The sequence below is a fragment of the Pontibacter deserti genome (assembly GCF_023630255.1).
Classification (GTDB): domain Bacteria; phylum Bacteroidota; class Bacteroidia; order Cytophagales; family Hymenobacteraceae; genus Pontibacter; species Pontibacter deserti.
Genome location: NZ_JALPRS010000001.1, coordinates 2,596,040 through 2,617,531, shown reverse-complemented (window position 1 = coordinate 2,617,531; position 21,492 = coordinate 2,596,040). Strand labels below are relative to the sequence as shown.

Genomic DNA, 21,492 nt, shown 5'->3' with positions numbered 1-21,492 from the left:
GTTAGTGCTGTGGCAGCTTTTTCTTAGTAGAACTTGGTAAGTTTGGTACAATTGGCACGTTCAGAACCGGCAGTTCGTAATGGTTAGCCGAGATAACTGAGCTACGCTCGATATGGCGTGGGCCTTCAATTGTCCAGTCTTTGGTTTCCTTCTTATCGAAACGGCAGGTGTTACAGATAAACTCTTCTACCTCGCTGTACTGATCTTTGCGGGCTGTTACACGCAATACTTCTTCGCCACGTGTCCAAAGCGTTACTTTACCTGAGCAGGTAGGGCAATCGCGGTGTGCATCCAACGGCTTCGTAAACCAAACACGGTTTTTAAAGCGCCATGTCTTGTCTGTAAGCGCACCAACAGGGCACACATCGATCACGTTACCAGAGAATTCGTTATCGATCACGTTCTCAATGTAAGTACCGATCTCAGCAGCATCACCACGGCCTAATACACCATGCACACGCTCCGGAGTAATCTGGTCAGCAGTATACACACAACGGTAGCACAGAATGCAACGCGACATGTGCAGCTGGATGTAAGGACCTAAGTCTACTTTATTGAAAGTACGGCGCTCTTCTTCGTAACGCGTAGCATTTACACCATGCTCGTAAGAAAGGTCCTGCAGGTTACACTCACCGGCCTGGTCGCAGATAGGGCAATCCAGCGGGTGGTTGATCAACAGCATTTCCACGATGCCTTTACGGGCGTTCAGTACGTCTTCGTTAGTCGTATTTTCTACCACCATGCCATCCTGTACCGGCGTAATACACGAAGCAACCAGTTTAGGCATAGGGCGTGGATCTTTGGCAGAACCCTGCGTTACTTTTACAAGGCACACACGGCACTTACCGCCACTACCTTTAAGTGGAGTATAGTAACACATGGCAGGCGGCACTACACTGCCCCCAATTTTTCTGGCAGCCTGAAGAATGGTAGTTCCATCTTCTACCTCTACCTCAATGCCATCGAATGTTATTTTAGCCATTTTAATTTCTGTATTGATGCACAACTATAAATCGTGCTTTTTTAATCCGCCAAACTATAGCGGGTAAATTTTCTTAAGCTGTAATTTCTGCAAGCTGGCCTCTGTACACAGCACCCGGCAAAGTTGCTTCTTTCGGATGCCTGATGTGCCACTCGAACTCCTCACGGAAATGACGGATAGCACTGGCTACCGGCCATGCTGCTGCATCGCCAAGCGGACAGATCGTATTACCTTCAATTTGCTTGGCTACACTTACCAACAGGTCTATATCCTGCTGATGACCGTGGCCATACTCGATGCGGTGTAATACTTTTTCCATCCAGCCTGTACCTTCACGGCATGGGCTACACTGGCCACAAGACTCATGGTGATAGAATCTTGCATAGTTCCACGTGTTACGCACAATGCACTGGTCTTCATCAAAAACTATAAATGCACCAGAACCCAGCATCGAACCGCTTATAAAACCACCGTCAGATAGTGACTCATAAGACATCAGGCGATCTTCGCCGGCAGCAGTTTTAAGTATAAGATTAGCAGGCAGAATCGGAACAGAAGAACCACCCGGTACTACTGCCTTTAGTTGCTTGCCTTTCCAGATACCGCCACAGTATTCGTCAGAATAAATGAATTCTTCAACCGGAACACCCAGCTCAATCTCGTAAACGCCCGGGTTGTTGATGTTACCGCTGGCGGAGATCAGTTTGGTACCTGTACTTCTACCGATACCGATCTTCGCATACTCCGCACCACCGTTGTTCACTATCCAGGGCACAGAAGCGATAGATTCCACGTTGTTCACTACCGTTGGTGAAGCAAACAAACCTTTCACAGCCGGGAATGGTGGCTTGTTACGTGGGTTACCACGCTTACCTTCCAATGATTCCAGCAATGCAGTTTCTTCACCGCAGATATAAGCGCCACCACCCGGAGCTACGTGCAGGTCCAGGTCGTAGCCAGAGCCAAGTATGTTTTTGCCCAGCAAACCGGCTGCATATGCTTCTGCAATAGCTTTCTCCAGTATGCGCAGCACAAACATCAACTCGCCACGGATATAGATATAAGATGTGTTCGCACCCAGCGCGTAGCTCGACGTGATCATACCTTCAATCAATGCATGCGGATTTTTCTGCATGAACACACGGTCCTTGAAAGTTCCGGGCTCAGACTCATCGGCGTTGCAAACTAGGTAACGCGGAATACCTTCTGGTTTAGCCAGGAAGCTCCACTTCATACCAGTAGGGAAGCCGGCACCACCACGACCACGCAGGCCTGATGTTTTCACTTCTTCCACCACCTCGTCCGGAGTCATCGTTTTCAGGGCTTTTTCTACCGAGCGGTAGCCGCCATGCTTACGATATACTTCCAGGGTCTCGATGCCTGGTACGTTTATATGTTCGGTTAATATTTTAATTCCCATTGTAGCAGGATATATAACTCAGCAGCGGCTTTTATACTTGCACGCTACTTTGTTAGTCAAAAATTACTTCTGATGATAAGGTGTTTCTACCTCGGTGTTGCGCAGTGTCTCCAGGAACTGGTCCAGCTTTTCTTCTGAGTCCAGGTTTTCGTAATACGTTTCGCGCACCTGCAGCATCGGGCCTGTGCCACATGAAGCAAGGCATTCTACCGGCTTCAGGGTAAACATACCGTCGGCAGTTGTTTCACCTTCTTCAATGTTCAGCTTCTCCTTGATCATGTCGATCATCTGGTCAGCGCCACGCAGGCAGCAAGGGCCTGTACGGCATACTTCCAGCACGTGCTTGCCAACCGGCTTCAGGTTGAACATAGTGTAGAACGTAGCCACCTCGTATACTTCGATCGGCTGAATGTTCAGGATTTCGGCAATTTTATCCATTACCTGTGGGCTCAGCCAGCAGCCAAATTCTGCCTGTGCCACGTGCATGATAGGTAGAATAGCGGATTTCTGACGTCCTTCTGGGTAATGGCTGATGTAGCGCTGGATCTCGGCCATGCCTGCATCAGAAAACTTTACTTCGTTTATAGTCTCTGCCATTTTATTTATGTCATTGATCACTGATCAATGTTAAATGGTAAATGTTAAATGTATTAAGCGTCGAGCTCGCCGGCAATAACGTTCAGGCTACTCAGTGTCAGGATAGCATCAGCCAGCTGACCACCTTTGATCATCTCAGTATAAGCCTGGTAATAAATAAAGCAAGGACGACGGAAGTGTAGACGGTAAGGTGTGCGGCCACCATCAGATATCAGGTAGAAGCCAAGTTCACCGTTACCACCCTCTACTGAATGGTATACTTCACCAACCGGAGCGTCAATCTCACCCATCACAATTTTAAAGTGATAGATCAGGGCTTCCATGTTGCGGTATACTTCCTGCTTTGGAGGTAAGTAGTAATGAGGCGCATCTGCGTGGTAAGAACCTTCCGGCAGGTTTTTGTACGCCTGCTCGATGATCTTTAAGCTTTCCCATACTTCAGCGTTACGAACCAGGAATCTGTCGTAAGTATCGCCTTTGCTTCCTACTGGAATTTCGAAATCGAAATCTTCATAAGAAGAGTATGGGTTCATTACACGAACATCATAATCCACACCGGCAGCACGCAGGTTAGGACCAGTAAAGCCGTAGCTCAAGGCACGCTCTGCTGAGATAGCTCCAACATCCGTAGTTCTGTCAACGAAGATACGGTTGCGGGTAAGCATTTTCTCGAACTCTGCCCATACTTTAGGGAAGCGCTTCAGGAACTCACCGATCAGGTACAATGCCTTCGGAGAAAGGTCGCGTTCCATGCCACCGATACGACCCATGTTCGTAGTCAGGCGGGCACCGCAAACTTCTTCGTAAATGTCATAGATATGCTCACGCTCCTGCATCACGTACAGGAAGCCGGTAAACGCACCAGAGTCCACACCCAGGATAGAGTTACAGATCAGGTGGTCCGAAATACGGGCCAGCTCCATCATGATCACACGGATGTATTGCGCACGCTTCGGTATCTCTATACCGAGCAGCTTTTCTACCGTCATGTGATATCCCATGTTATTGATAGGAGATGAGCAGTAGTTCATGCGGTCGGTAAGCGGCGTGATCTGGTAGAACGGACGACGCTCTGCTATCTTCTCAAATGCACGGTGAATATATCCGATCGTTGGCACAGCGTCCACGATCTTCTCACCATCCATCTGCAGGATGTTCTGGAAAATACCATGCGTAGCCGGGTGCGTGGGCCCCAGGTTCAGCGTGGTTAAGTTCTCGTTATGTTTATCTTGTAGTTTCAGATCCAGGTTCTCGCGGAACTGGTCTAATCCATCAAGTTCAACTGTTTTAGTTTCAGTAGCCATAATATGCTTCTAAAGTATAGCCGCCAGGTATAAAAGGGCGACAGTACTGGCTTAACGTCCGAAAAACGTGTTTACTTTATCTTCTCTTGTCTGATCTTCCAGCGGATATTGTCTCAGCATCGGGTGGTACTCCATGTCTTCCACATTCAGGATGCGGATAAGGTTCGGGTGACCAGCGAATACAATGCCGTAGAAGTCGTAAGCTTCGCGCTCCATCCAGTTGGCAGTAGCGTAAAGGTCCGTCAGGGTAGGCATTACCGGGTCCGAGATCGGGAAGTATACCTTAATGCGAAGACGGTAATTATGACGCAGGCTATGCAGCTGGTACATCATGCAAAGCTCTCTGTCTTTTTGCTCCGGGTAATGAATACCGCACATCGTGGTCAGGAAACTGATCTGCAACTTCTCATCGTCGCGCAGGTATTTTATCAGCTCATGAATGGTCTGGCGGTTCGTCTGGAACGTCATGATGCCATCCGGATTTACTGCATCCGTGATGTTCTCTTCCCCAAACTGTTCGATGATCTTACCGAGTACGTTTTCGTTCGTAAGCTCCATGATGCTTATTTAATATTGTAAGATTCTAAAAGAGCCTGATATTCTGGAGAGTTGCGGCGGCGAAGTGATTCGTTTTTAGCTAGATCCTGCACACGCATCAGTCCATCCAAAATCTGCTCCGGACGTGGCGGGCAACCAGGTACATACACATCAACTGGTACTACACGGTCGATACCCTGTAACACAGAGTAAGTATCGAAAATACCACCTGACGAAGCACAGGCACCAACAGCTACTACCCAGCGCGGCTCTGACATCTGCTCATACACCTGCTTTACAACCGGTCCCATTTTCTTAGCTATAGTTCCCATTACCAGCAGGATATCTGCCTGGCGAGGCGAGAAGCTAGGTCGTTCAGAACCGAAACGTGAAATATCGTAATGCGAGCCCATGGTAGCCATAAACTCGATACCGCAGCAAGATGTAGCAAAAGGCAAAGGCCAAAGCGAGTTTGCACGGGCCAGACCAATTACTTTTTCAAAGGATGTTGCAAAAAAGCCCGCACCGATATAACCTTCCGGGGCATCTGCCATTTTTATATCTGTATTATTAGAATCGCTCATTTCAGAGTTGAATTTTGTTGTACAAAATGGCCTGTTTTGGCCCTTTGCTCTAACAATATTGTTCTTGTAAAAGTTTAATCTATTCCCACTTCAGAATACCCTTCTTCAGCACGTAGAAGAAGCCCGACATTAACAGGCCAAGGAATAGAAGCATCTGCAGGAAACCATCTACACCAAACTCTCTGAAGTTAACCGCCCAAGGGTACATAAAGATGATTTCCACATCAAAAAGCACGAAAAGGATGGCCGTCATGAAGTATTTGTAAGAGATTGGCGTACGCGCGTCACCTACCGACTCGATACCACTTTCCCAGGCAGCGTCTTTTACAGCACTGCTACGCTTAGGTCCCAGCATATGCGTTGCCACCAATGCGAAAATCACAAAACCCAGGGCAGCTGCAAATTGTATTAAAATTGGCAGGTAGTCAGACGGTAAGTACTGATTTACAGTAGTTTCCATAAAGTTGTAATTCTTTCTTGAAATTTGGGAGCAAAATTAGGGATAAATAGCCAACAATCAAAAGTATAAGTTGCTTGTAAATTGGTGTAAAAAGTATGATTTATCTCACCTTTGGCCATTGTGTAACATATCTAAATACAGATATAACAAAACAAAGGGCCACGCTCCGGAGAGTATGGCCCTTTACCTTAAACTATAGGTTTGTTACTTATTCTCGCCTAAGAATGGGTAACGGTAATCTACAGGCGGTACAAATGTTTCCTTGATAGAACGGGCCGATACCCAACGCAGCAGGTTCAGCATAGAGCCGGCCTTATCGTTAGTACCCGAAGCACGCGCACCACCAAATGGCTGCTGACCAACCACCGCACCGGTCGGCTTATCGTTGATATAGAAGTTACCGGCAGCCTGATCTAATTTCTTAGTAGCATATTCTGCCGCATAACGGTCCTGGCTGAAAATTGCACCAGTCAGAGCGTAAGGTGATGTTGAGTTAACCAGTTCCAGTGTCTCTTCAAAGTTATTCTCGTCATACACATAGATTGAGATAACCGGCCCGAAGATCTCTTCGCACATGGTGATATAAGTAGGGTTATGCGACAGCAACACAGTTGGCTCTACAAAGTAACCTTTCGATTTGTCGTAACCGCCACCTGCTATGATCTCTACTTCGTTGCTGTTTTTGGCATTATCAATATACTTGGCAATCTTATCAAAAGACTTCTCGTCGATAACCGCATTAATGAAGTTAGAGAAATCTTCCGGAGCACCCATTTTAAAGGATTTCAGGTCTTCGATGATGTAGCCTTTCACTTCGTCCCACAGGTTGCTAGGCACATACGCACGCGACGCTGCAGAACATTTCTGGCCCTGATACTCAAATGCACCGCGAACTATACCTGTAGCTAGTGCTTTAGCATCGGCAGAACGGTGGGCAAGTATAAAGTCTTTACCACCAGTTTCGCCAACTATGCGTGGGTAAGTTTTATACTTATGGATGTTGTTGCCAATGGTTTTCCAAATGTTCTGGAATACGCCTGTGCTACCTGTAAAGTGGATACCTGCAAAATCAGAATGACTGAAAATGACATCACCAGCAGTAGGACCATCTACATAAACCAGGTTAATAACGCCATCAGGCAAACCTGCTTCACGGAATAACTCCATGATCATCTGCGCTGCGTAGATCTGTGTGTTAGCTGGTTTCCAAACTACTACGTTACCCATCATGGCAACCGAAGATGGCAGGTTACCGGCGATAGCTGTAAAGTTGAACGGTGTTAGGGCAAACACAAACCCTTCCAGCGGACGGTGTTCCATGCGGTTCCAAACACCCGGAGAAGATTCCGGCTGCATCTGGTAAATTTCTGTCATGTACTGCACATTAAAGCGCAGGAAATCGATCAGTTCGCAGGCAGAGTCGATTTCGGCCTGGTACGCATTTTTAGACTGACCCAGCATGGTAGCCGCATTCAATCTTGCTCTCCAGGGGCCTGCCAATAACTCAGCAGCTTTTAAGAAGATAGATGCACGGTGCTCCCAGCTCATATTTGCCCAGTCTTCACGCGCTGCAAGTGCTGCATTAATCGCCTGTTCCACGTGTGTCGCATCGCCTTCGCTGAAATGGCCAAGTATATGCTTGTGGTCGTGCGGCTGAAGCATCGGCTTCTTGGTTTCAGTATATACTTTGTCGCCGCCAATGTACATTGGTACATCAATCTCTTTCGACTTCAGTTCTTTATAAGTACGCTGCAGTTCTTCGCGCTCCGGCGAGCCCGGTGCATAAGACTTTACAGGTTCGTTTATCGGAGTTGGTACTTTAAAAAATCCGGTTGCCATGTGGTTTATAGTTAAGGATTTAAAATATACTTCTGGTAGGTTAGTTTAACCTTTGTGCAAAGGTAAGGCTATTTCTGTAATTAAGGGTAGTAAAGTGTCTTTTCGAGCGTAGCGAGAAATCTGGGTTATTCTATAGTCGCCGAAGACCTTGTAGCGTGCGCAGCTCCTACGAGCGTCTGATGTGCTATAGTTAGGATCTATACTTACTTGGACCAAGTTATACTTTCATAGGTACCCATTACCCTGGGAGCTTTACTCACCTACAGTTTCATATCAAGCTTTGGTGCGCTCACGGCCGCGGGGCCTCGTCCCCGAAATTCTTCGGGATCTAGGACTTCGGGCATCGTGCTGCTTTCGCTTCCTTTGCTCGTGCCTCGCAATGCCTGCGGCACCGGAACCTCTCGAGGCGCTCAACCCAAAGACTGATATCAGTTCTATAGCTAAACTATAGTTATAGGAGAAGTATAGATTCTTAGCTTTTCTCGTGGTTATAGTTCCGTAGTGACAGGTCGCTACCTGCCCTTTTCCGCAACTATAGAACTATAATGTTAACAATACCTATAGAAGAAACTGTCCCCTTGAGGGGACTACAGGGGTGTTAAAACAGAAACTATAAAACTATAACTTACAACTATAGCTGCAGAAAGCTCCCCGCCTTAGACAAGGAGGGGATAAAGGGGTGGTTGGACTACGGAAACTATAAAACTATAACTGCAACTATAGCTGAGGTAAAAAATATCCCTCTTTTAGAAATTAGCTATAATAAATAGTCGCTGTTGTTATTGTACTGTTTTTCTTTAGTCTAAAATAAAACTATTAGGAATGTGTGTTATATAGCCTTCTGAGTGAATATTTAAAGTATAAGAATTGTGTGTCCGAAACTATAATTGCACTTTTATACGTATAAGGCACTTGCTATTACACTTTGTAACAGGCTAAATAATTACGACTATGAATAGAACTAACAAATCATACGCTAAGATTTTACTGGCAGGCGCTTTAAGTTTTTCTTTTGCCGCCGAAGCTGCTAACATTACTTTAACAGAAACAGCTCCAATGGAGCAGCAACAGCAAGGTAATCAAGGTGTTCCTGCTCTTCAGAAGGAGCTTCTAGGTCCTTATGCTGATATCAACTCCATTGCTGCAGCAGACCTACGCGAGGCTTACATCATGCTATTACAAAGCGTGCGCGAACGCCACGATACCTGGACTGATGCCGAATGGAACAAGGCACAGGCAATTTCTAAAAAACTCGATGCCCGCAGAAAAGTAGTTGAAAAAGATCTGGGTACAGACGATAAAGCAAAAATTAAAATGCTGAAAGGTGAGCTTAGAAGTCTTGAAACTAAGAAGGATATAAAAGACTAACTATAAACGATAGGTAAAGTGAAAGCCCGGCCATAAGCCGGGCTTTTTTGTTTTATAAAATCTCCTGTAACTGGCTCAGGCAATGAATTTCATAAGTTGGTTTAGGGTATAGCTTGTTTTTGCTTTTCTCAGGATTAAAATATACCTGATCTATACCTGCAGCGCGAGCGCCTTCCACATCACACTCCAGGTTGTCGCCAATCATCAGACACTCTTCCGGTTTTACATTTATGCGCCCCAAGGCATGCTCAAACATACGCTTGTCAGGTTTTTTATAGCCACAGCATTCCGAGGTAACAACCTCCTTAAAATAACCATGCAGGTTGGATGCCGACATTTTAATAGCTTGTACTTCCTTAAAACCATTTGTAATAATATGCAGGCCATACTTAGGCTGCAGGTACGCCAGCACTTCGTGGGTATAAGGAAAAACAGCTGTTTTGGTAGGGCAGAGGTCGGTGTATGCTTCCGATAAACCCTGCGGTACCTGGTTTGCTTCAAGGCCAAGCCCCGTTAACGTCTTCACAAAGCGCTGCTCGCGTAGTTCCTGCTGATTGATCTTTCCTTTGTTGTATTGGTCCCAAAGCAGGTTGTTCACAAACTTATACTTCTTATAGAATGAGGTACTGTCGAACTTATTGAAGCTGGCCAGATTATACTCATCAAACAAAGTATAAAGTGTTTCTTCGGAGTTCTTTTCAAAATCCCACAGGGTATGGTCGAGGTCGAAAAGCAGGTGCGTATATGTTTTCATGTGATATGTCTGTTAGTGTTAAATTAAAACGCGCTGGGGTTGCCATTGTTCAGAAATTGTACTGATTAAAACCTGAAAGCTAAGTTCTGTGGCTAGATGGACAATATAAAGTATAGCTTATAGTTTAGGTTGTAAGTTAATAGTTTGTCCAGCGGCGGCTGTGTAATTTATTAACGGCAAGTTCGCGGTTAGAGTACAGGATCTGGTATGTTTCTTGATCCTTCTGTAACACATTGTCGCGCTCCAGGTAACCGAATATCTGATTTATAAAGTCAGCGGCTTCATCTTTTAGCGAATAGTAAACCCACTGATCCAGCTTACGAGGGGCTACAAGGCCTGCACTGCGTAAATAAGCCAGGTGGCGCGATGTTTTGGTTTGTGTAAAATCGAGTATGTGTTCCAAGTCCGAGATGCACATTTCCTTGTTTCGCAGGATCAGGTTCAGGATGCGCACACGCGATTCATCGGCCAGCGCCTTGAATACCTGTTCCCCAAAAGATAAACTAAAGTGTTTTAACCGCATATTCCTGATGCCAACGCAAACAAAAATAGATAAAACCTGCTATAATAAAATAATATACCCTATAATTGTACTACATGATGTCGTTTTTGAAAGCTTTAAATAGCCACGTGAAGTTGTACAAAGTATTTGCTGTTACTATACTTATACTGTTTGCTTTTGCTGCCATGCCGGAACAGGCAAAGGCACAGGGTGGGCATCGTGTAGTACAGTTATCTGGTTTCGTTACCATCGGCGATAGCCTGTATGGGGTAAGCAATGTAAGTGTATTTGTGCCCAAAACCGGTCGTGGTGTGCAAACCAACCGTTACGGTTTCTTCTCGCTACCAGTGCTGACCGGTGATACTGTCGTTTTCAGTGCACTTGGCTATAAAAAGGAAACATTGGTTATACCTAAAAATTACCCATCTGACAGTTATTCAATAATAATGCAGATGCAGGAAGAAGCAATTGAACTGGCAGAGGTAAAAGTTATACCATGGGCTACAGAACGCGATTTTAAACAAGCTGTTTTAGCCTTGAAATTACCAGACGAAGGTCGTTCGGCTGCAAATCGTAACCTGGACCCTGAACGTTTAAAAGAGCTCTTTACTGTTGTACCTATGGATGGAAACGCTAACTCTAAAGTAGTTAATCAACATCAGCAGATACAAACGCAAAACCGTTATCAGTTTCCAACTATAAGTCCGTTTGCTGTGCTTAAGCTGCTGGATATGCTTAAGAATGGAGAATTTAAAAAGAAGTAAAAGCTTTCCTTTTTATTAAAAAGTTGTGCCTCTAGCTCTTTGCTTGTTACTTTAGCTAATTTGCTGTTTCTGTTATAGTTGCTTTTTGTGTTCAATTTTAGCTAAAAGTAACTTACCACTGTCCGTTTCGTTATTTGGCAATGTAGCTATATGTATATGCTACTTGTGCAACACCCGGTTATCTATCGTGATTACCATTTGTTGCTAATGCTAAATAAATGAAACTATGCTTCCAGTAACGAACCTCTCACTTAATATACCCGACACCCAGAAACCACGCGTTGTAATAATTGGTGGCGGTTTCGGTGGTATAAATCTCGCAAAAAAACTACGTGGCAAAAACTTCCAGGTAGTAATGTTTGATAAGCAGAATTACCATGGCTTCTGGCCGCTGCTGTACCAGGTAGCTACCGCTGGTCTGGAGCCGGATGCGATTGCAGAGCCACTTCGCAAGCTTTTCGGCAGCGATAATTACGAAGACTTTTTTTTCCGGTTGGTGCGTGTAACAAATGTAAACCCGGTTACTAAAACGGTTTCGACGCTTATTGGTGACCTGCACTATGATTACCTGGTAATTGCTACAGGCACAAAAACCAACTATTTTGGTAACGAGCAGATCAAGAAGTTCTCTTTCCCTCTCAAAAAAATACCTGATGCCCTGAACCTGCGCAGCCAGATGCTGCAATGCTTCGAACAGGCCAACATGACCAGTGACCCTGAGTTACGCCAGAGCTTAATGAACTTTGTAATAGTAGGGGGTGGACCAACAGGAGTGGAACTGGCGGGTGCGCTGGCCGAAATGAAGAAACATGTACTACCTTCTGATTACCCGGGTATGGATATCAGTAAAATGAATATTTACCTGGTGGAGGGGATGGACAGAGTGCTGCCACCGATGTCGCCGGAAGCAAGCCAAAAAACATACAAGTACCTGACAGAGCTTGGCGTAATGATAAAGCTTGGTACTGTGGTTGAGTCTTACGACGGAGATATGGCTGTGCTGAAGAGCGGGGAGCAGATACGGACAAACACGCTTATATGGGCAGCCGGAGTTGCAGGTGCCCTGATAGATGGTTTACCGCCAGAGGCAATAGAGCGAGGCCGTATACTAGTAAATGAATACAACCAGGTGCTGGGCTTCCCTGATATTTTTGCTATTGGTGACATTGCTTTTATGAAAACTGAGAAATGGCCAAAAGGGCACCCGGGTGTAGCGCAGCCTGCTATACAGCAAGGTAAACTATTGGGTAAGAACCTGGTGCGACTTCAACGCAAAGAGCCTTTAGAGAAGTTTGAATATACAGATAAAGGATCTCTGGCAATTATAGGCCGTAACAGGGCGGTGGCAGACTTACCAGGCAATATGCACTTCGGAGGTTTCTGGGCCTGGGCAATCTGGCTGTTTGTGCACGTTATGGCACTGGTCGGTTTCCGGAATAAATTGGTGGTACTCAGCAACTGGGTTTATAAATTCTTTACTTATGAAAACAGTACGCGTCTTATCATTCGGCCATATGTGCGGAAAGGTGATAGGATAAAGCAGCGGTTTTTTGATAAGTATAGCGCCGAATAATAAAAAAGCCTCCGTAGAATATCCGGAGGCTTTTTTTAAAGTATAAACTATGGGGCTTAGCGGCCTGAGTTATTGCTGTTGTTGCTGCGTGTTGAGTTCTGGCGCTGCATTGGGTTTGGCTGGTTGCGCTCCTGCTGCTGGAAGATCTCGAAGCGGCTAGGTGCCAGACGACGAGGGAAGTAGTTGTTAGATAATTCCGTGTCAGCCGTTTGCAGGTATGGGTCCAGTTCAAAATTAACAACAGGTTTCTCAGTTACGAAAACTTTGGTAATCTCCTCGTTATTGTAGCGCCATACTTCGGCAGGTACGTTTACCACTTCCTCTGTACCATCTTCAAAGGTCATTTTTACTACCAGCGGCATTACAAGCCCACCCAGGTTTTTAAAGCCAACCTCGTAGAAGTTTAATCCTGAATCCAAGGCTTTTTTCTGCTCAGGCGTAAGTCCCTTCAGGAAAGACTGGTATTTCTGCTGGTCAGCTGCCGTTACAGCCAACGGATCGTAGGTGTTGTAGAAGTCATTCAGTTCAGGTCTCAGTTCTACACGTGTCTTCTGAATATCTTTCAGGTTGCGCTGCTCAGATAGTGTTTTAGGAGCTTTGTTCTGCTCAGCACGCTTCTGGGCATTCACAAACTCAGGGTTCTGTGAATCTATTGTAAACCACTTCACATCTTCAATTGATATATCGGTGTGGTCGGTAGTGTAGAACCAGCCTCTCCAGAACCAGTCCAGGTCTACGCCTGAAGCATCTTCCATAGTTCTGAAAAAGTCTGCTGGCATTGGGTGTTTAAAGGCCCAGCGATTAGCATACTCTTTAAAGGCGTAGTCAAATAATTCACGGCCCATTACAGTTTCGCGAAGTATATTCAGCGCTGTTGCCGGTTTGCCATAGGCGTTGTTACCAAACTGCAATACAGATTCAGAATTGGTCATGATCGGCACCTGCGTGTTTTTAGCGCTCTTCATGTAGTTAACGATTTTGCTTGGTTCACCACGGCTCGAAGGGTAATTACGTTCCCATTCCTGCTCTGCCAGGTACTGCACAAATGTATTCAAGCCTTCGTCCATCCACGTCCACTGGCGCTCATCCGAGTTAATAATCATCGGGAAGAAGTTGTGTCCTACTTCGTGAATGATAACCGTGATCAGGCCATACTTGGTACGATCAGAATACGTGCCGTCAGCTTCAGGGCGGTAACCGTTAAACGAAAGCATCGGGTACTCCATACCACCAACCGGACCATGTACTGAAATAGCAACCGGGTAAGGGTAATCAATGGTGTGCTTGGAATATACTTTTAGCGTGTGTGCTACCGACTCCGTTGAATACTGTCCCCAAAGTGGGTTAGCCTCTTTCGGGTAGTAAGACATTGCCAGTACATTTTTACCACCAACTTTTACATTCATCGCATCCCAGATAAACTTACGGGAGCTGGCCCATGCAAAGTCGCGCACATTTTTAGCAGCGTAAACCCACGTCTTTTTACCTTTTGCTTTATTTTTTTCGGCTTTGGCGGCTTCGTCCTGGGTAACTATAACAACAGGCTTGTCGGCTTTGGCAGCATCTGCCCAACGTTTCTGCTGTGTTGAGGTAAGAACTTGGCTTGCATTCTGTAATTCACCGGTAGAGCCAACAATGTGGTCAGCAGGTACAGTTATACTTACTTTATAGTCACCGAAAGGTAATGCAAACTCACCAGATCCTAAAAACTGCTTGTGCTGCCAGCCATTCACATCATCGTACACAGCCATTCTTGGGAACCACTGCGCCATTTCGTACAGGTAATTGCCATCGGCAGGGAAGTATTCATAACCGGAGCGACCACCTAATGCCTTCTGATCGTTGATGTTGTGGTTCCAATCGATGCTGAATGTAAAGCTTTGCTTAGGCTTCAGATCTGTAGGAAGATCAACGCGCATCATTGTGTTATTAACCGTATACTTCAGCGCTTTGCCATTACGGTCTTTTACAGCCTTAATTTTAAAGCCACCGTCAAATTCCTCACGCGTCATATACTCCACAGCCTGCAAAGACATCTTCTCATTAAGGTTGCCTGTGCGGGTTGAGTTTGCCATCGAGTTAGGCTCGAAGATGTTCTGGTCCAGTTGCAGCCACAGGTAAGTTAATACGTCCGGCGAGTTGTTGGTATAGGTTATTGTTTCAGAACCTGTAATAGACTGGTTCTCGTCGTTTAGCTCAACTTTAATATTATAGTCGGCGCGCTGCTGCCAGTACTGGTGGCCAGGTGCACCTGATGCAGAGCGGTACGTGTTTGGTGTAGGCAGCTCCTGTTGCAACTGCTTAAATTTAGACTGATCGGTGTTGCTTTGTGCCATGCCCGCAAAAGGGGCGGCGGCCAATCCGAAAAAGACTAAACCTGTAAGTAGGTTTTTCATCAGAAATGTAGGTGAGTTAAGGTTATTAGTTTAGTTGGTTGTAAGGTATAGTTTATTGTGTTCTAAAAGATATTGGTTTCCATCATCAAAATTAAGGAAATACCGGCTGCTGCGCTCGAAAGCACCATGATCCAGTCGCGGCGCTTGGCATTAAACAAGTTCAGCATCAGAGCAGCCACTATCAGAAGTATAAACACGATCAGCAACTGGCCCAGCTCTATGCCCACGTTAAAGGCCAGCAGTTGCAGCCACGAATCGCTGTTTTTGCCAAGCAAAGACTTCAGGTAATTCGAGAAACCCATGCCATGCACCAGTCCGAAGAAAATGGCCATCAGGTTGTGCATCGAAAATACAGTATGCTGCTTGCTGGCTGCGCCTTTCAGTTTAAAGAAATTGGTAACACAGGTAAAGAATATTGTAACAGGAATCAGGAACTCGATAAGCCCGGTATCAAACTTAATAATGTTAAATGTAGATAAAGCCAGTGTAATGGAATGCCCGATAGTAAAACTGGTAACCAGTGCCAGTACTTTTCGCCAGTCGCTTAAAGTATAAATGGCGCATAAGGCAAACAGGAACAACATGTGGTCGTAGGCTTTTAGGTTAAATATATGATGAAAGCCCAGCTGCAGGTATGTGTAAAATACAGATGACAAAGTGATAAAGTATAGGTATAGTGTAAGCTAAGCGGAAATTTACATGTTTATACATTGATATGCAAGTGCTGCTTATGCGTAGTGTGGAAGGAGTTTTTAGATACTTACCGTATAAAAGAAAGAATATAACTATACCTGCTATGTTAACGGTTTTACCTGAAACACATGACGACATGCTTGCAGTGCGGGTAAGCGGACAGCTGACAAATGAAGACTTTGACCTGTACCGCGAGCTGATACGGGAGAGAATGAAGCAGTACGGATCTGCGAGGTTATACTATGAAATGTCCGACCTGAATTGGGTAAAGCCCGGAGCTGCTCTCGAAAACCTGTTGTTTGACCTTGTGCATGGGCGCGAATACGGACGTGTGGCAATGGTAGGGGAGCGGTGGTGGCAGGAATTAGCAGCCAACCTGATAAGCCCGGTAAAGAAAAGAGGGGTGCGTTATTTTACCATATCGCAACGGGCCGATGCTATGAGGTGGGTGCAGGAAGGATTTTGAGCTTTAGCATAACTTCAGGTCCGCTCCATATTTTAATTGATGCAACCCGCTATATATATTACAGCGTGGGCTGCAGGTAAAGTGATCTTTAAAAACAACAACGCCGACAAAACTGCTTCTGCCGGCGTTGTTGTTTTTAAAGTATAAAAGACTTAGTCTACTGTATCTTCAATGTTTGTAGCCATTTCGTAGTGAGAACGTAATGTCGGTGTCATTCTGTTTGCAAAATCTTTTACAGCCTGGTTTGTCGCATTCTGGCTTTTGGCTTCAAACATGGCGATATCATTTTTATGAGCCGTCTCCATCAGGTCCATGTACTTTTCGTCGTAGCCTGTACCGGTATAGTTTGTCAGCTCATCAATCATTTTCTGGTGCATTGGCATCACAACCCCAGTTATAGTTAAACCCATTTGCGATGCTGTCGTCTTCAGGTCCTGGCTTGCCTTTGTATGATGGTCTATCATCATTTGAGCAAACTCTTTCACTTTCGGATCTTTTGCTTTTTGCAGTGCCGCTTTACTTGCCTGTAACTCCATCATGTTGCTGCTTGCAGCTGTAGACAGGAACGTAGCATCATCCATATTGGTCATAGTAGTAGCAGCACCACCTGTAGTAGTTACACCACCGGCTCCAGTTCCAGTAGTAGTAGTGGTATCTGTAGGTGGTGTTGTAGTTGTTGGATCGTCTGCAGTGGTCTCGCCGGTTGTAGTTGTAGTGTCTGTAGTCGTATCAGTTGTTGTTGTGTCGGTACTTGTACACGCTGAACCAATCAATAAAGCGCCCGCAGCAAATAGTAAGAATGTTTTTTTCATAGCTTTTTAGTTATATGTTAAAATTCAGCTAATTATACGGCAGGTGTGGGCTTGAGTTGATTTTTAGCAGTTTGCAGGAGTGAGTGGCCAGACCTACCATTACTTCTAAAAATGTTATAGCCTTGTATAAAGTATAGGTCTTACTGTTTGGTTAAAGTATACTTTTTCAATTCATCTCTGGTTAAACTATATGTACTTTGGGCGCCATTTATGTAAATGGTTTTTCGGTAGCTGCCAATAGCCATACCAATGCCCATACCTGGAAGTATGCCAAGTATAGAACCTACCATCGCTTTATCTTCCGCAGAAAACAGGACCATACACCACGAGCCGGATTCACATGTGTCATCTCCACTAGCGTACCCTATCAGAGCACCTAATGCAGCGCCGCCTAATGCACCGATCAAACCCACCCTTATAATATTATTTCGCCTCCGGTACTTTATTTTATCTATATGGGTAACAGGTATAATTAATGGTTTGATAGAAGCCGGAACAGTATTTCTTACTAAAAAGGATTCGTTGACGAAATGAAGAGAAGAGTCTGAAGCTTGCACGGTTACTCCCTTCAGAGGACGGCTACCGTTTTTGAGATAGATCCAGTTGTAGGAATCGACTGTAGAAGCCGGTATACTTTGTGCGCTTGTACCAAGTGTTACACTTAGCAGCAAAAGCAGAATCAGGAAAATTTTCATGAGATATAGCCCTAAAAATAAAACGTGAATATCTAAATCCAGGGTTTATGAGATTGCAGAATTGATGGGCAGAAAAGTATATGCTTAATACGTGAAATAACTGGCAGCGATTATATAAGAGAAGTGTATTTTATAAATAAAAAAGCGCCATTCCATGCAGAATGGCGCTTTTTATCTCAGCTATACTTTAAACTAATGTTTACTTAAAAAATTATCTCTCGGTCGGTATCTCTACATCAATGTTGTTGAACCGGATCCTGCCATCTTCCAGCACTGCTTCTACTACAGAATCTTTGCTGATAGTGCCGGCCAAGATCTCCTTCGACAGCTCGTTCAGCACCTGGCGCTGTAGTACACGCTTCAGTGGTCGGGCACCAAACTGCGGATCGTAACCCTGTTCACCCAGGTAATCCAGCACCTCATCGGTAGCTATTAACCGGATGCCAGCTTCGTCCAGACGATCCTGGATATGAGCAAACTGAATCTGTACAATCTTGCGGATATCCTTACGACTCAATGGTCTGAACATTACCAGCTCATCAATTCGGTTCAGGAATTCCGGCCTTACCGATTTCTTCAGCAACTCGAATACTTCATCTTTGGTGCGCTCAATTACCTCGTCGTGGTTATATTCATCCATCGTCTCAAAATTACTCTGGATGATGTGCGAACCAATGTTTGAAGTCATGATGATGATCGTGTTCTTAAAGTTCACCACGCGGCCTTTGCTGTCTGTTAAGCGGCCATCGTCGAGCACCTGCAACAGGATGTTGAACACGTCAGGGTGAGCTTTCTCAATCTCGTCGAGCAGCACTACAGAGTATGGCTTTCTGCGGACAGCTTCCGTTAACTGGCCACCTTCATCGTAGCCAACGTATCCCGGAGGTGCACCTATCATTCGGCTCACCGCGTGGCGCTCCTGGTATTCACTCATATCAATCCGCACCATCGCGTTCTCGTCGTTGAACAGGTAGTCGGCCAGCGCTTTAGCAAGCTCTGTTTTACCCACACCCGTTGTACCCAGGAAGATGAACGAACCGATAGGACGTTTCGGGTCCTGCATACCGGCACGGCTTCGGCGCACGGCATCCGAGATAGCTTCTATGGCTTCTTCCTGACCAGCTACACGTCTTCCCAGTTCCTGCTCTAAGTGCAGCAGTTTTTCGCGGTCGCTCTGCAGCATTTTGCTTACCGGAACACCCGTCCATTTAGCTACTACTTCGGCAATGTCTTCAGAATTCACTTCCTCTTTCAGCATCGGGTTTTCGCCCTGCATCTGGTGAACCTGCTCCTGCAATTCTTTCAGCTTCGCTTCCGCTTCCTGAATCTTGCCATAACGCAATTCAGCTACACGGCCATAGTCGCCGCTTCGTTCGGCTTGCTCAGCTTCAAGTTTATAGTTTTCTATGTTCTCTTTCTCTTTCTGAATACCCTCGATGATCTGTTTTTCGTTCTGCCACTTGGCTTTCAAATCATCGCGCTTCGTAGATAGCTCAGCAATCTCTTTAGAGAGTATGGTTTCCTTGTCCTTATCATTCTCTCTACGGATAGCTTCGCGCTCAATCTCCAGCTGCATGATGCGGCGCTGAATCTCATCTAACTCTACCGGAAGAGAGTCAATCTCAATTCGCAGTTTCGCGGCCGCTTCGTCCATCAGGTCAATAGCCTTGTCTGGTAAAAAACGGTCGGTAATGTAGCGATGAGAAAGCTCTACAGCGGCAATGATGGCATCGTCTTTAATCCGTACCCCGTGGTGCACTTCATACTTATCTTTTATACCACGAAGTATAGATATGGCATCTTGTACGCTTGGCTCGTCTACCATAACTGCCTGGAACCGACGCTCCAGCGCTTTATCCTTTTCGATATACTTCTGGTATTCTTTAAGCGTAGTGGCACCGATGGCATGCAGCTCACCACGCGCCAAAGCTGGTTTTAAAAGGTTGGCTGCGTCCATAGCACTTTCGCCACCCGCACCGGCACCAATCAGGGTGTGTATCTCGTCAATGAAAAGTACGATATCTCCTTCAGCATCCACTACTTCTTTTATCACCGCTTTCAAACGCTCTTCGAACTCGCCTTTATACTTGGCGCCTGCCACCAATAAGCCCATGTCCAGGCTCATCAGTGTTTTGTTTTTCAGGTTTTCCGGTACATCACCCGATACTATTCTTTGGGCCAGTCCTTCTACAATAGCGGTTTTACCTACGCCGGGCTCACCTAACAATACAGGGTTGTTTTTGGTACGGCGGCTCAGGATCTGCAGTACTCTGCGGATCTCTTCATCGCGACCAATAACTGGGTCAATCTTGCCGCTGCGGGCCATCTCGTTCAGGTCGCGGGCGTAACGTTTCAGTGAGTTATATTTTGCCTCGGCATTCTGGTCGGTTACCTTGGCACCACCGCGAAGTTCTTTTATCGCTTTCTTTAAGTCTTTTTCGTTAAAACCAACATCCTTCATCAGGCCAGCCACTCTGTCGCGACCAGCGAGTACACCCAGTAGCAAGTGCTCAATAGCTACATACTCATCGCCAAACTCTTTTAAATAAGAAGTTGCTTTTTGCAGCGCTGCCGCCGCATCGTTGGCTAAGTATGGGCTACCACCACTTACTTTTGGGTAAGCCTCTACGATCTCGTCGAGCTTGCTGTGCAGGATGTTTCCGTTGATGTTCAGTTTCTGGAGTAGAAAGTTAGTTACGTTTTCGTCTGTCTCCAGTATTGCTTTTAAAATGTGCCCGGTTTCGATAGCCTGCTGCTGGTTGCCGCCTGCTATCTCGGTAGCCTTCTGTATGGCTTCCTGGGCTTTGATGGTATAGTTATTAAAGTTCATATCGATTTACCTGTTTCCATAGTTGATTTCTACGAGCTGTATAGCAAAGGGTAAACCAATGGTATTTTTAGGAGCTTAATATGTAATTATGTCATATTTAAAAATCAGTATTTGTGTGTTTTAAGACATAATGGCGCAATTTATTTCACCTCCTGCTTAAATACTGCTGCATAATGGTCGGCTAAGCGCGTAGGTTCAGGCAACTTATACTTGGTAGTGCAGGCCATCGCTATACTTGTAGCAGATTCAAGATCCATCAGGTGGCCGGGAGAGACGAATACAGGCTTAACATTGTCTTTTGTTCGGAGTACGTTTGCGATGATCTCGTCTTTGTAAACCAGTGGCGAAACAGAGCCTTTAGTTACTTCGGGTTCTTTATACTTGCCTACCAATACTTTTTTGGCTACACCCATAGTTGGTTTGTTTAAGTGCAGACCTACATGTGTAGCAATGCCCAGTCGGCGCGGGTGAGAGATACCGTGGCCATCTACCATAATCAGGTCAGGTTTCTGTTGCAATTTTTCATAAGCTTTGAGCAAGTTAGGCGCTTCGCGGAAAGCCAGGAAACCCGGAATATAAGGTAACTCTACCGGTCCGACATGCCATACTTTCTCCACTAGCTCCAACGCCGGGTACGTTAGCAGTACAAACGCCGAAAGTATCGTGTCCTCACCTATAAAAGATGAATCGCAGCCGGCAATGAGTTTTAAGTCGAAGTCAGGTTTTTGAAGTATAATACGCTCCTGCATCTCGCGTTGCTGCTCGGTAAGCCTGGCAAGTATAGCCGGATCAGGTGTAGGATAGTCGAAGCGTCGGTAGTAGGCCATGGTTTAATTTTGAATGAGTGAATAACTGAATGACTGAATAGAGCTACATACGGAATTATAATTCAGTTATTCAAAATTCAGTTATTCAA

20 protein-coding genes are annotated in these 21,492 nt (G+C 45.5%); 4 read left to right on the top strand and 16 right to left on the bottom strand.

What is annotated here, in order from left to right:
• Position 1: 1 nt before the first annotated feature.
• The 8 genes from MJ612_RS11505 to pruA all read right to left on the bottom strand — a co-directional run bounded on the left by MJ612_RS11505 (position 2) and on the right by pruA (position 7,723).
• Positions 2-982: a 2Fe-2S iron-sulfur cluster-binding protein gene (locus MJ612_RS11505; protein WP_187033670.1), complete on the bottom strand. Its 981-nt coding sequence runs from the start codon at positions 980-982 to the stop codon at positions 2-4.
• 73 nt (positions 983-1,055) lie between these two features.
• On the bottom strand, positions 1,056-2,402 hold the full coding sequence (gene nuoF, locus MJ612_RS11500) for an NADH-quinone oxidoreductase subunit NuoF (RefSeq protein WP_187033669.1): 1,347 nt from the start codon (positions 2,400-2,402) through the stop codon (positions 1,056-1,058).
• Between the two features lie 63 nt (positions 2,403-2,465).
• The gene (locus tag MJ612_RS11495; protein WP_187033668.1) at positions 2,466-2,999 is read right to left on the bottom strand and encodes an NADH-quinone oxidoreductase subunit NuoE family protein; all 534 of its coding nucleotides are present in this window, start codon (positions 2,997-2,999) and stop codon (positions 2,466-2,468) included.
• A 53-nt stretch (positions 3,000-3,052) separates the two neighbouring features.
• Positions 3,053-4,303, bottom strand: a complete 1,251-nt coding sequence (nuoD, locus tag MJ612_RS11490) for an NADH dehydrogenase (quinone) subunit D (RefSeq protein ID WP_187033667.1) — start codon at positions 4,301-4,303, stop codon at positions 3,053-3,055.
• Positions 4,304-4,354: 51 nt separating this feature from the next.
• Positions 4,355-4,861, bottom strand: a complete 507-nt coding sequence (locus MJ612_RS11485) for an NADH-quinone oxidoreductase subunit C (protein WP_187033666.1) — start codon at positions 4,859-4,861, stop codon at positions 4,355-4,357.
• A gap of 5 nt (positions 4,862-4,866) precedes the next feature.
• A complete protein-coding gene (locus MJ612_RS11480) occupies positions 4,867-5,424 on the bottom strand; it encodes an NADH-quinone oxidoreductase subunit B (RefSeq protein WP_187033665.1) in 558 nt (185 codons plus the stop codon).
• Between the two features lie 79 nt (positions 5,425-5,503).
• Positions 5,504-5,884 (bottom strand): NADH-quinone oxidoreductase subunit A, encoded by a 381-nt coding sequence (locus tag MJ612_RS11475; RefSeq protein ID WP_187033664.1) that lies wholly within the window; start codon positions 5,882-5,884, stop codon positions 5,504-5,506.
• 204 nt (positions 5,885-6,088) lie between these two features.
• Positions 6,089-7,723: an L-glutamate gamma-semialdehyde dehydrogenase gene (gene pruA, locus MJ612_RS11470; protein ID WP_187033663.1), complete on the bottom strand. Its 1,635-nt coding sequence runs from the start codon at positions 7,721-7,723 to the stop codon at positions 6,089-6,091.
• A 951-nt stretch (positions 7,724-8,674) separates the two neighbouring features.
• Between pruA and MJ612_RS11465 the strand changes: the two genes are divergently transcribed.
• Positions 8,675-9,091 (top strand): hypothetical protein, encoded by a 417-nt coding sequence (locus tag MJ612_RS11465; RefSeq protein WP_187033662.1) that lies wholly within the window; start codon positions 8,675-8,677, stop codon positions 9,089-9,091.
• Between the two features lie 52 nt (positions 9,092-9,143).
• On the opposite strand, the gene MJ612_RS11460 is transcribed toward MJ612_RS11465, so the two are convergent.
• Together MJ612_RS11460 and MJ612_RS11455 are read right to left on the bottom strand one after the other, a co-directional pair.
• Complete coding sequence (locus tag MJ612_RS11460) at positions 9,144-9,845, bottom strand: YjjG family noncanonical pyrimidine nucleotidase (protein WP_187033661.1); 702 nt, start codon at positions 9,843-9,845, stop codon at positions 9,144-9,146.
• Between the two features lie 136 nt (positions 9,846-9,981).
• Positions 9,982-10,368 carry an ArsR/SmtB family transcription factor gene (locus MJ612_RS11455; RefSeq protein WP_187033660.1) on the bottom strand — a complete coding sequence of 129 codons (387 nt, stop codon included), beginning with the start codon at positions 10,366-10,368 and terminating at the stop codon, positions 9,982-9,984.
• A 107-nt stretch (positions 10,369-10,475) separates the two neighbouring features.
• Here MJ612_RS11455 and MJ612_RS11450 point away from each other — a divergent pair, with 107 nt between their 5' ends.
• Positions 10,476-11,111 carry a carboxypeptidase-like regulatory domain-containing protein gene (locus MJ612_RS11450; RefSeq protein WP_250419129.1) on the top strand — a complete coding sequence of 212 codons (636 nt, stop codon included), beginning with the start codon at positions 10,476-10,478 and terminating at the stop codon, positions 11,109-11,111.
• Between the two features lie 226 nt (positions 11,112-11,337).
• Positions 11,338-12,684 (top strand): NAD(P)/FAD-dependent oxidoreductase, encoded by a 1,347-nt coding sequence (locus MJ612_RS11445; protein WP_187033659.1) that lies wholly within the window; start codon positions 11,338-11,340, stop codon positions 12,682-12,684.
• Positions 12,685-12,740: 56 nt separating this feature from the next.
• Here MJ612_RS11445 and MJ612_RS11440 read toward each other — a convergent pair whose 3' ends face one another.
• Positions 12,741-15,080: a M1 family metallopeptidase gene (locus tag MJ612_RS11440; protein WP_187033658.1), complete on the bottom strand. Its 2,340-nt coding sequence runs from the start codon at positions 15,078-15,080 to the stop codon at positions 12,741-12,743.
• Between the two features lie 62 nt (positions 15,081-15,142).
• Positions 15,143-15,736, bottom strand: coding sequence for a HupE/UreJ family protein (locus MJ612_RS11435; protein ID WP_187033657.1), 594 nt, complete (start codon positions 15,734-15,736; stop codon positions 15,143-15,145).
• Between the two features lie 140 nt (positions 15,737-15,876).
• Here MJ612_RS11435 and MJ612_RS11430 point away from each other — a divergent pair, with 140 nt between their 5' ends.
• Positions 15,877-16,239: a SpoIIAA family protein gene (locus MJ612_RS11430; RefSeq protein WP_187033656.1), complete on the top strand. Its 363-nt coding sequence runs from the start codon at positions 15,877-15,879 to the stop codon at positions 16,237-16,239.
• 152 nt (positions 16,240-16,391) lie between these two features.
• Here the strand turns inward: MJ612_RS11430 and MJ612_RS11425 are convergent, their stop codons facing one another.
• The 4 genes from MJ612_RS11425 to nfi form a co-directional block, all read right to left on the bottom strand.
• A complete protein-coding gene (locus tag MJ612_RS11425; protein WP_187033655.1) occupies positions 16,392-17,051 on the bottom strand; it encodes a DUF4142 domain-containing protein in 660 nt (219 codons plus the stop codon).
• A gap of 140 nt (positions 17,052-17,191) precedes the next feature.
• Positions 17,192-17,746: a hypothetical protein gene (locus MJ612_RS11420; RefSeq protein ID WP_187033654.1), complete on the bottom strand. Its 555-nt coding sequence runs from the start codon at positions 17,744-17,746 to the stop codon at positions 17,192-17,194.
• Positions 17,747-17,957: 211 nt separating this feature from the next.
• Positions 17,958-20,576, bottom strand: coding sequence for an ATP-dependent chaperone ClpB (gene clpB, locus MJ612_RS11415; RefSeq protein WP_187033653.1), 2,619 nt, complete (start codon positions 20,574-20,576; stop codon positions 17,958-17,960).
• A gap of 140 nt (positions 20,577-20,716) precedes the next feature.
• On the bottom strand, positions 20,717-21,403 hold the full coding sequence (gene nfi, locus MJ612_RS11410; RefSeq protein ID WP_187033652.1) for a deoxyribonuclease V: 687 nt from the start codon (positions 21,401-21,403) through the stop codon (positions 20,717-20,719).
• Positions 21,404-21,492 lie beyond the last annotated feature (89 nt).

Excerpts from the sequence above, each read along its gene's own strand:
- MJ612_RS11420 (WP_187033654.1), bottom strand. The coding sequence starts at position 17,746 with ATGAAAATTTTCCTGATTCTGCTTTTGCTGCTAAGTGTAACACTTGGT.
- MJ612_RS11440 (WP_187033658.1), bottom strand. The coding sequence starts at position 15,080 with ATGAAAAACCTACTTACAGGTTTAGTCTTTTTCGGATTGGCCGCCGCC.
- MJ612_RS11480 (WP_187033665.1), bottom strand. The coding sequence starts at position 5,424 with ATGAGCGATTCTAATAATACAGATATAAAAATGGCAGATGCCCCGGAA.
- nfi (WP_187033652.1), bottom strand. The coding sequence starts at position 21,403 with ATGGCCTACTACCGACGCTTCGACTATCCTACACCTGATCCGGCTATA.
- MJ612_RS11465 (WP_187033662.1), top strand. The coding sequence starts at position 8,675 with ATGAATAGAACTAACAAATCATACGCTAAGATTTTACTGGCAGGCGCT.
- clpB (WP_187033653.1), bottom strand. The coding sequence starts at position 20,576 with ATGAACTTTAATAACTATACCATCAAAGCCCAGGAAGCCATACAGAAG.
- nuoF (WP_187033669.1), bottom strand. The coding sequence starts at position 2,402 with ATGGGAATTAAAATATTAACCGAACATATAAACGTACCAGGCATCGAG.
- MJ612_RS11495 (WP_187033668.1), bottom strand. The coding sequence starts at position 2,999 with ATGGCAGAGACTATAAACGAAGTAAAGTTTTCTGATGCAGGCATGGCC.
- MJ612_RS11445 (WP_187033659.1), top strand. The coding sequence starts at position 11,338 with ATGCTTCCAGTAACGAACCTCTCACTTAATATACCCGACACCCAGAAA.
- MJ612_RS11505 (WP_187033670.1), bottom strand. The coding sequence starts at position 982 with ATGGCTAAAATAACATTCGATGGCATTGAGGTAGAGGTAGAAGATGGA.
- MJ612_RS11425 (WP_187033655.1), bottom strand. The coding sequence starts at position 17,051 with ATGAAAAAAACATTCTTACTATTTGCTGCGGGCGCTTTATTGATTGGT.
- nuoD (WP_187033667.1), bottom strand. The coding sequence starts at position 4,303 with ATGGCTACTGAAACTAAAACAGTTGAACTTGATGGATTAGACCAGTTC.
- pruA (WP_187033663.1), bottom strand. The coding sequence starts at position 7,723 with ATGGCAACCGGATTTTTTAAAGTACCAACTCCGATAAACGAACCTGTA.
- MJ612_RS11460 (WP_187033661.1), bottom strand. The coding sequence starts at position 9,845 with ATGAAAACATATACGCACCTGCTTTTCGACCTCGACCATACCCTGTGG.
- MJ612_RS11475 (WP_187033664.1), bottom strand. The coding sequence starts at position 5,884 with ATGGAAACTACTGTAAATCAGTACTTACCGTCTGACTACCTGCCAATT.
- MJ612_RS11485 (WP_187033666.1), bottom strand. The coding sequence starts at position 4,861 with ATGGAGCTTACGAACGAAAACGTACTCGGTAAGATCATCGAACAGTTT.
- MJ612_RS11455 (WP_187033660.1), bottom strand. The coding sequence starts at position 10,368 with ATGCGGTTAAAACACTTTAGTTTATCTTTTGGGGAACAGGTATTCAAG.
- MJ612_RS11430 (WP_187033656.1), top strand. The coding sequence starts at position 15,877 with ATGTTAACGGTTTTACCTGAAACACATGACGACATGCTTGCAGTGCGG.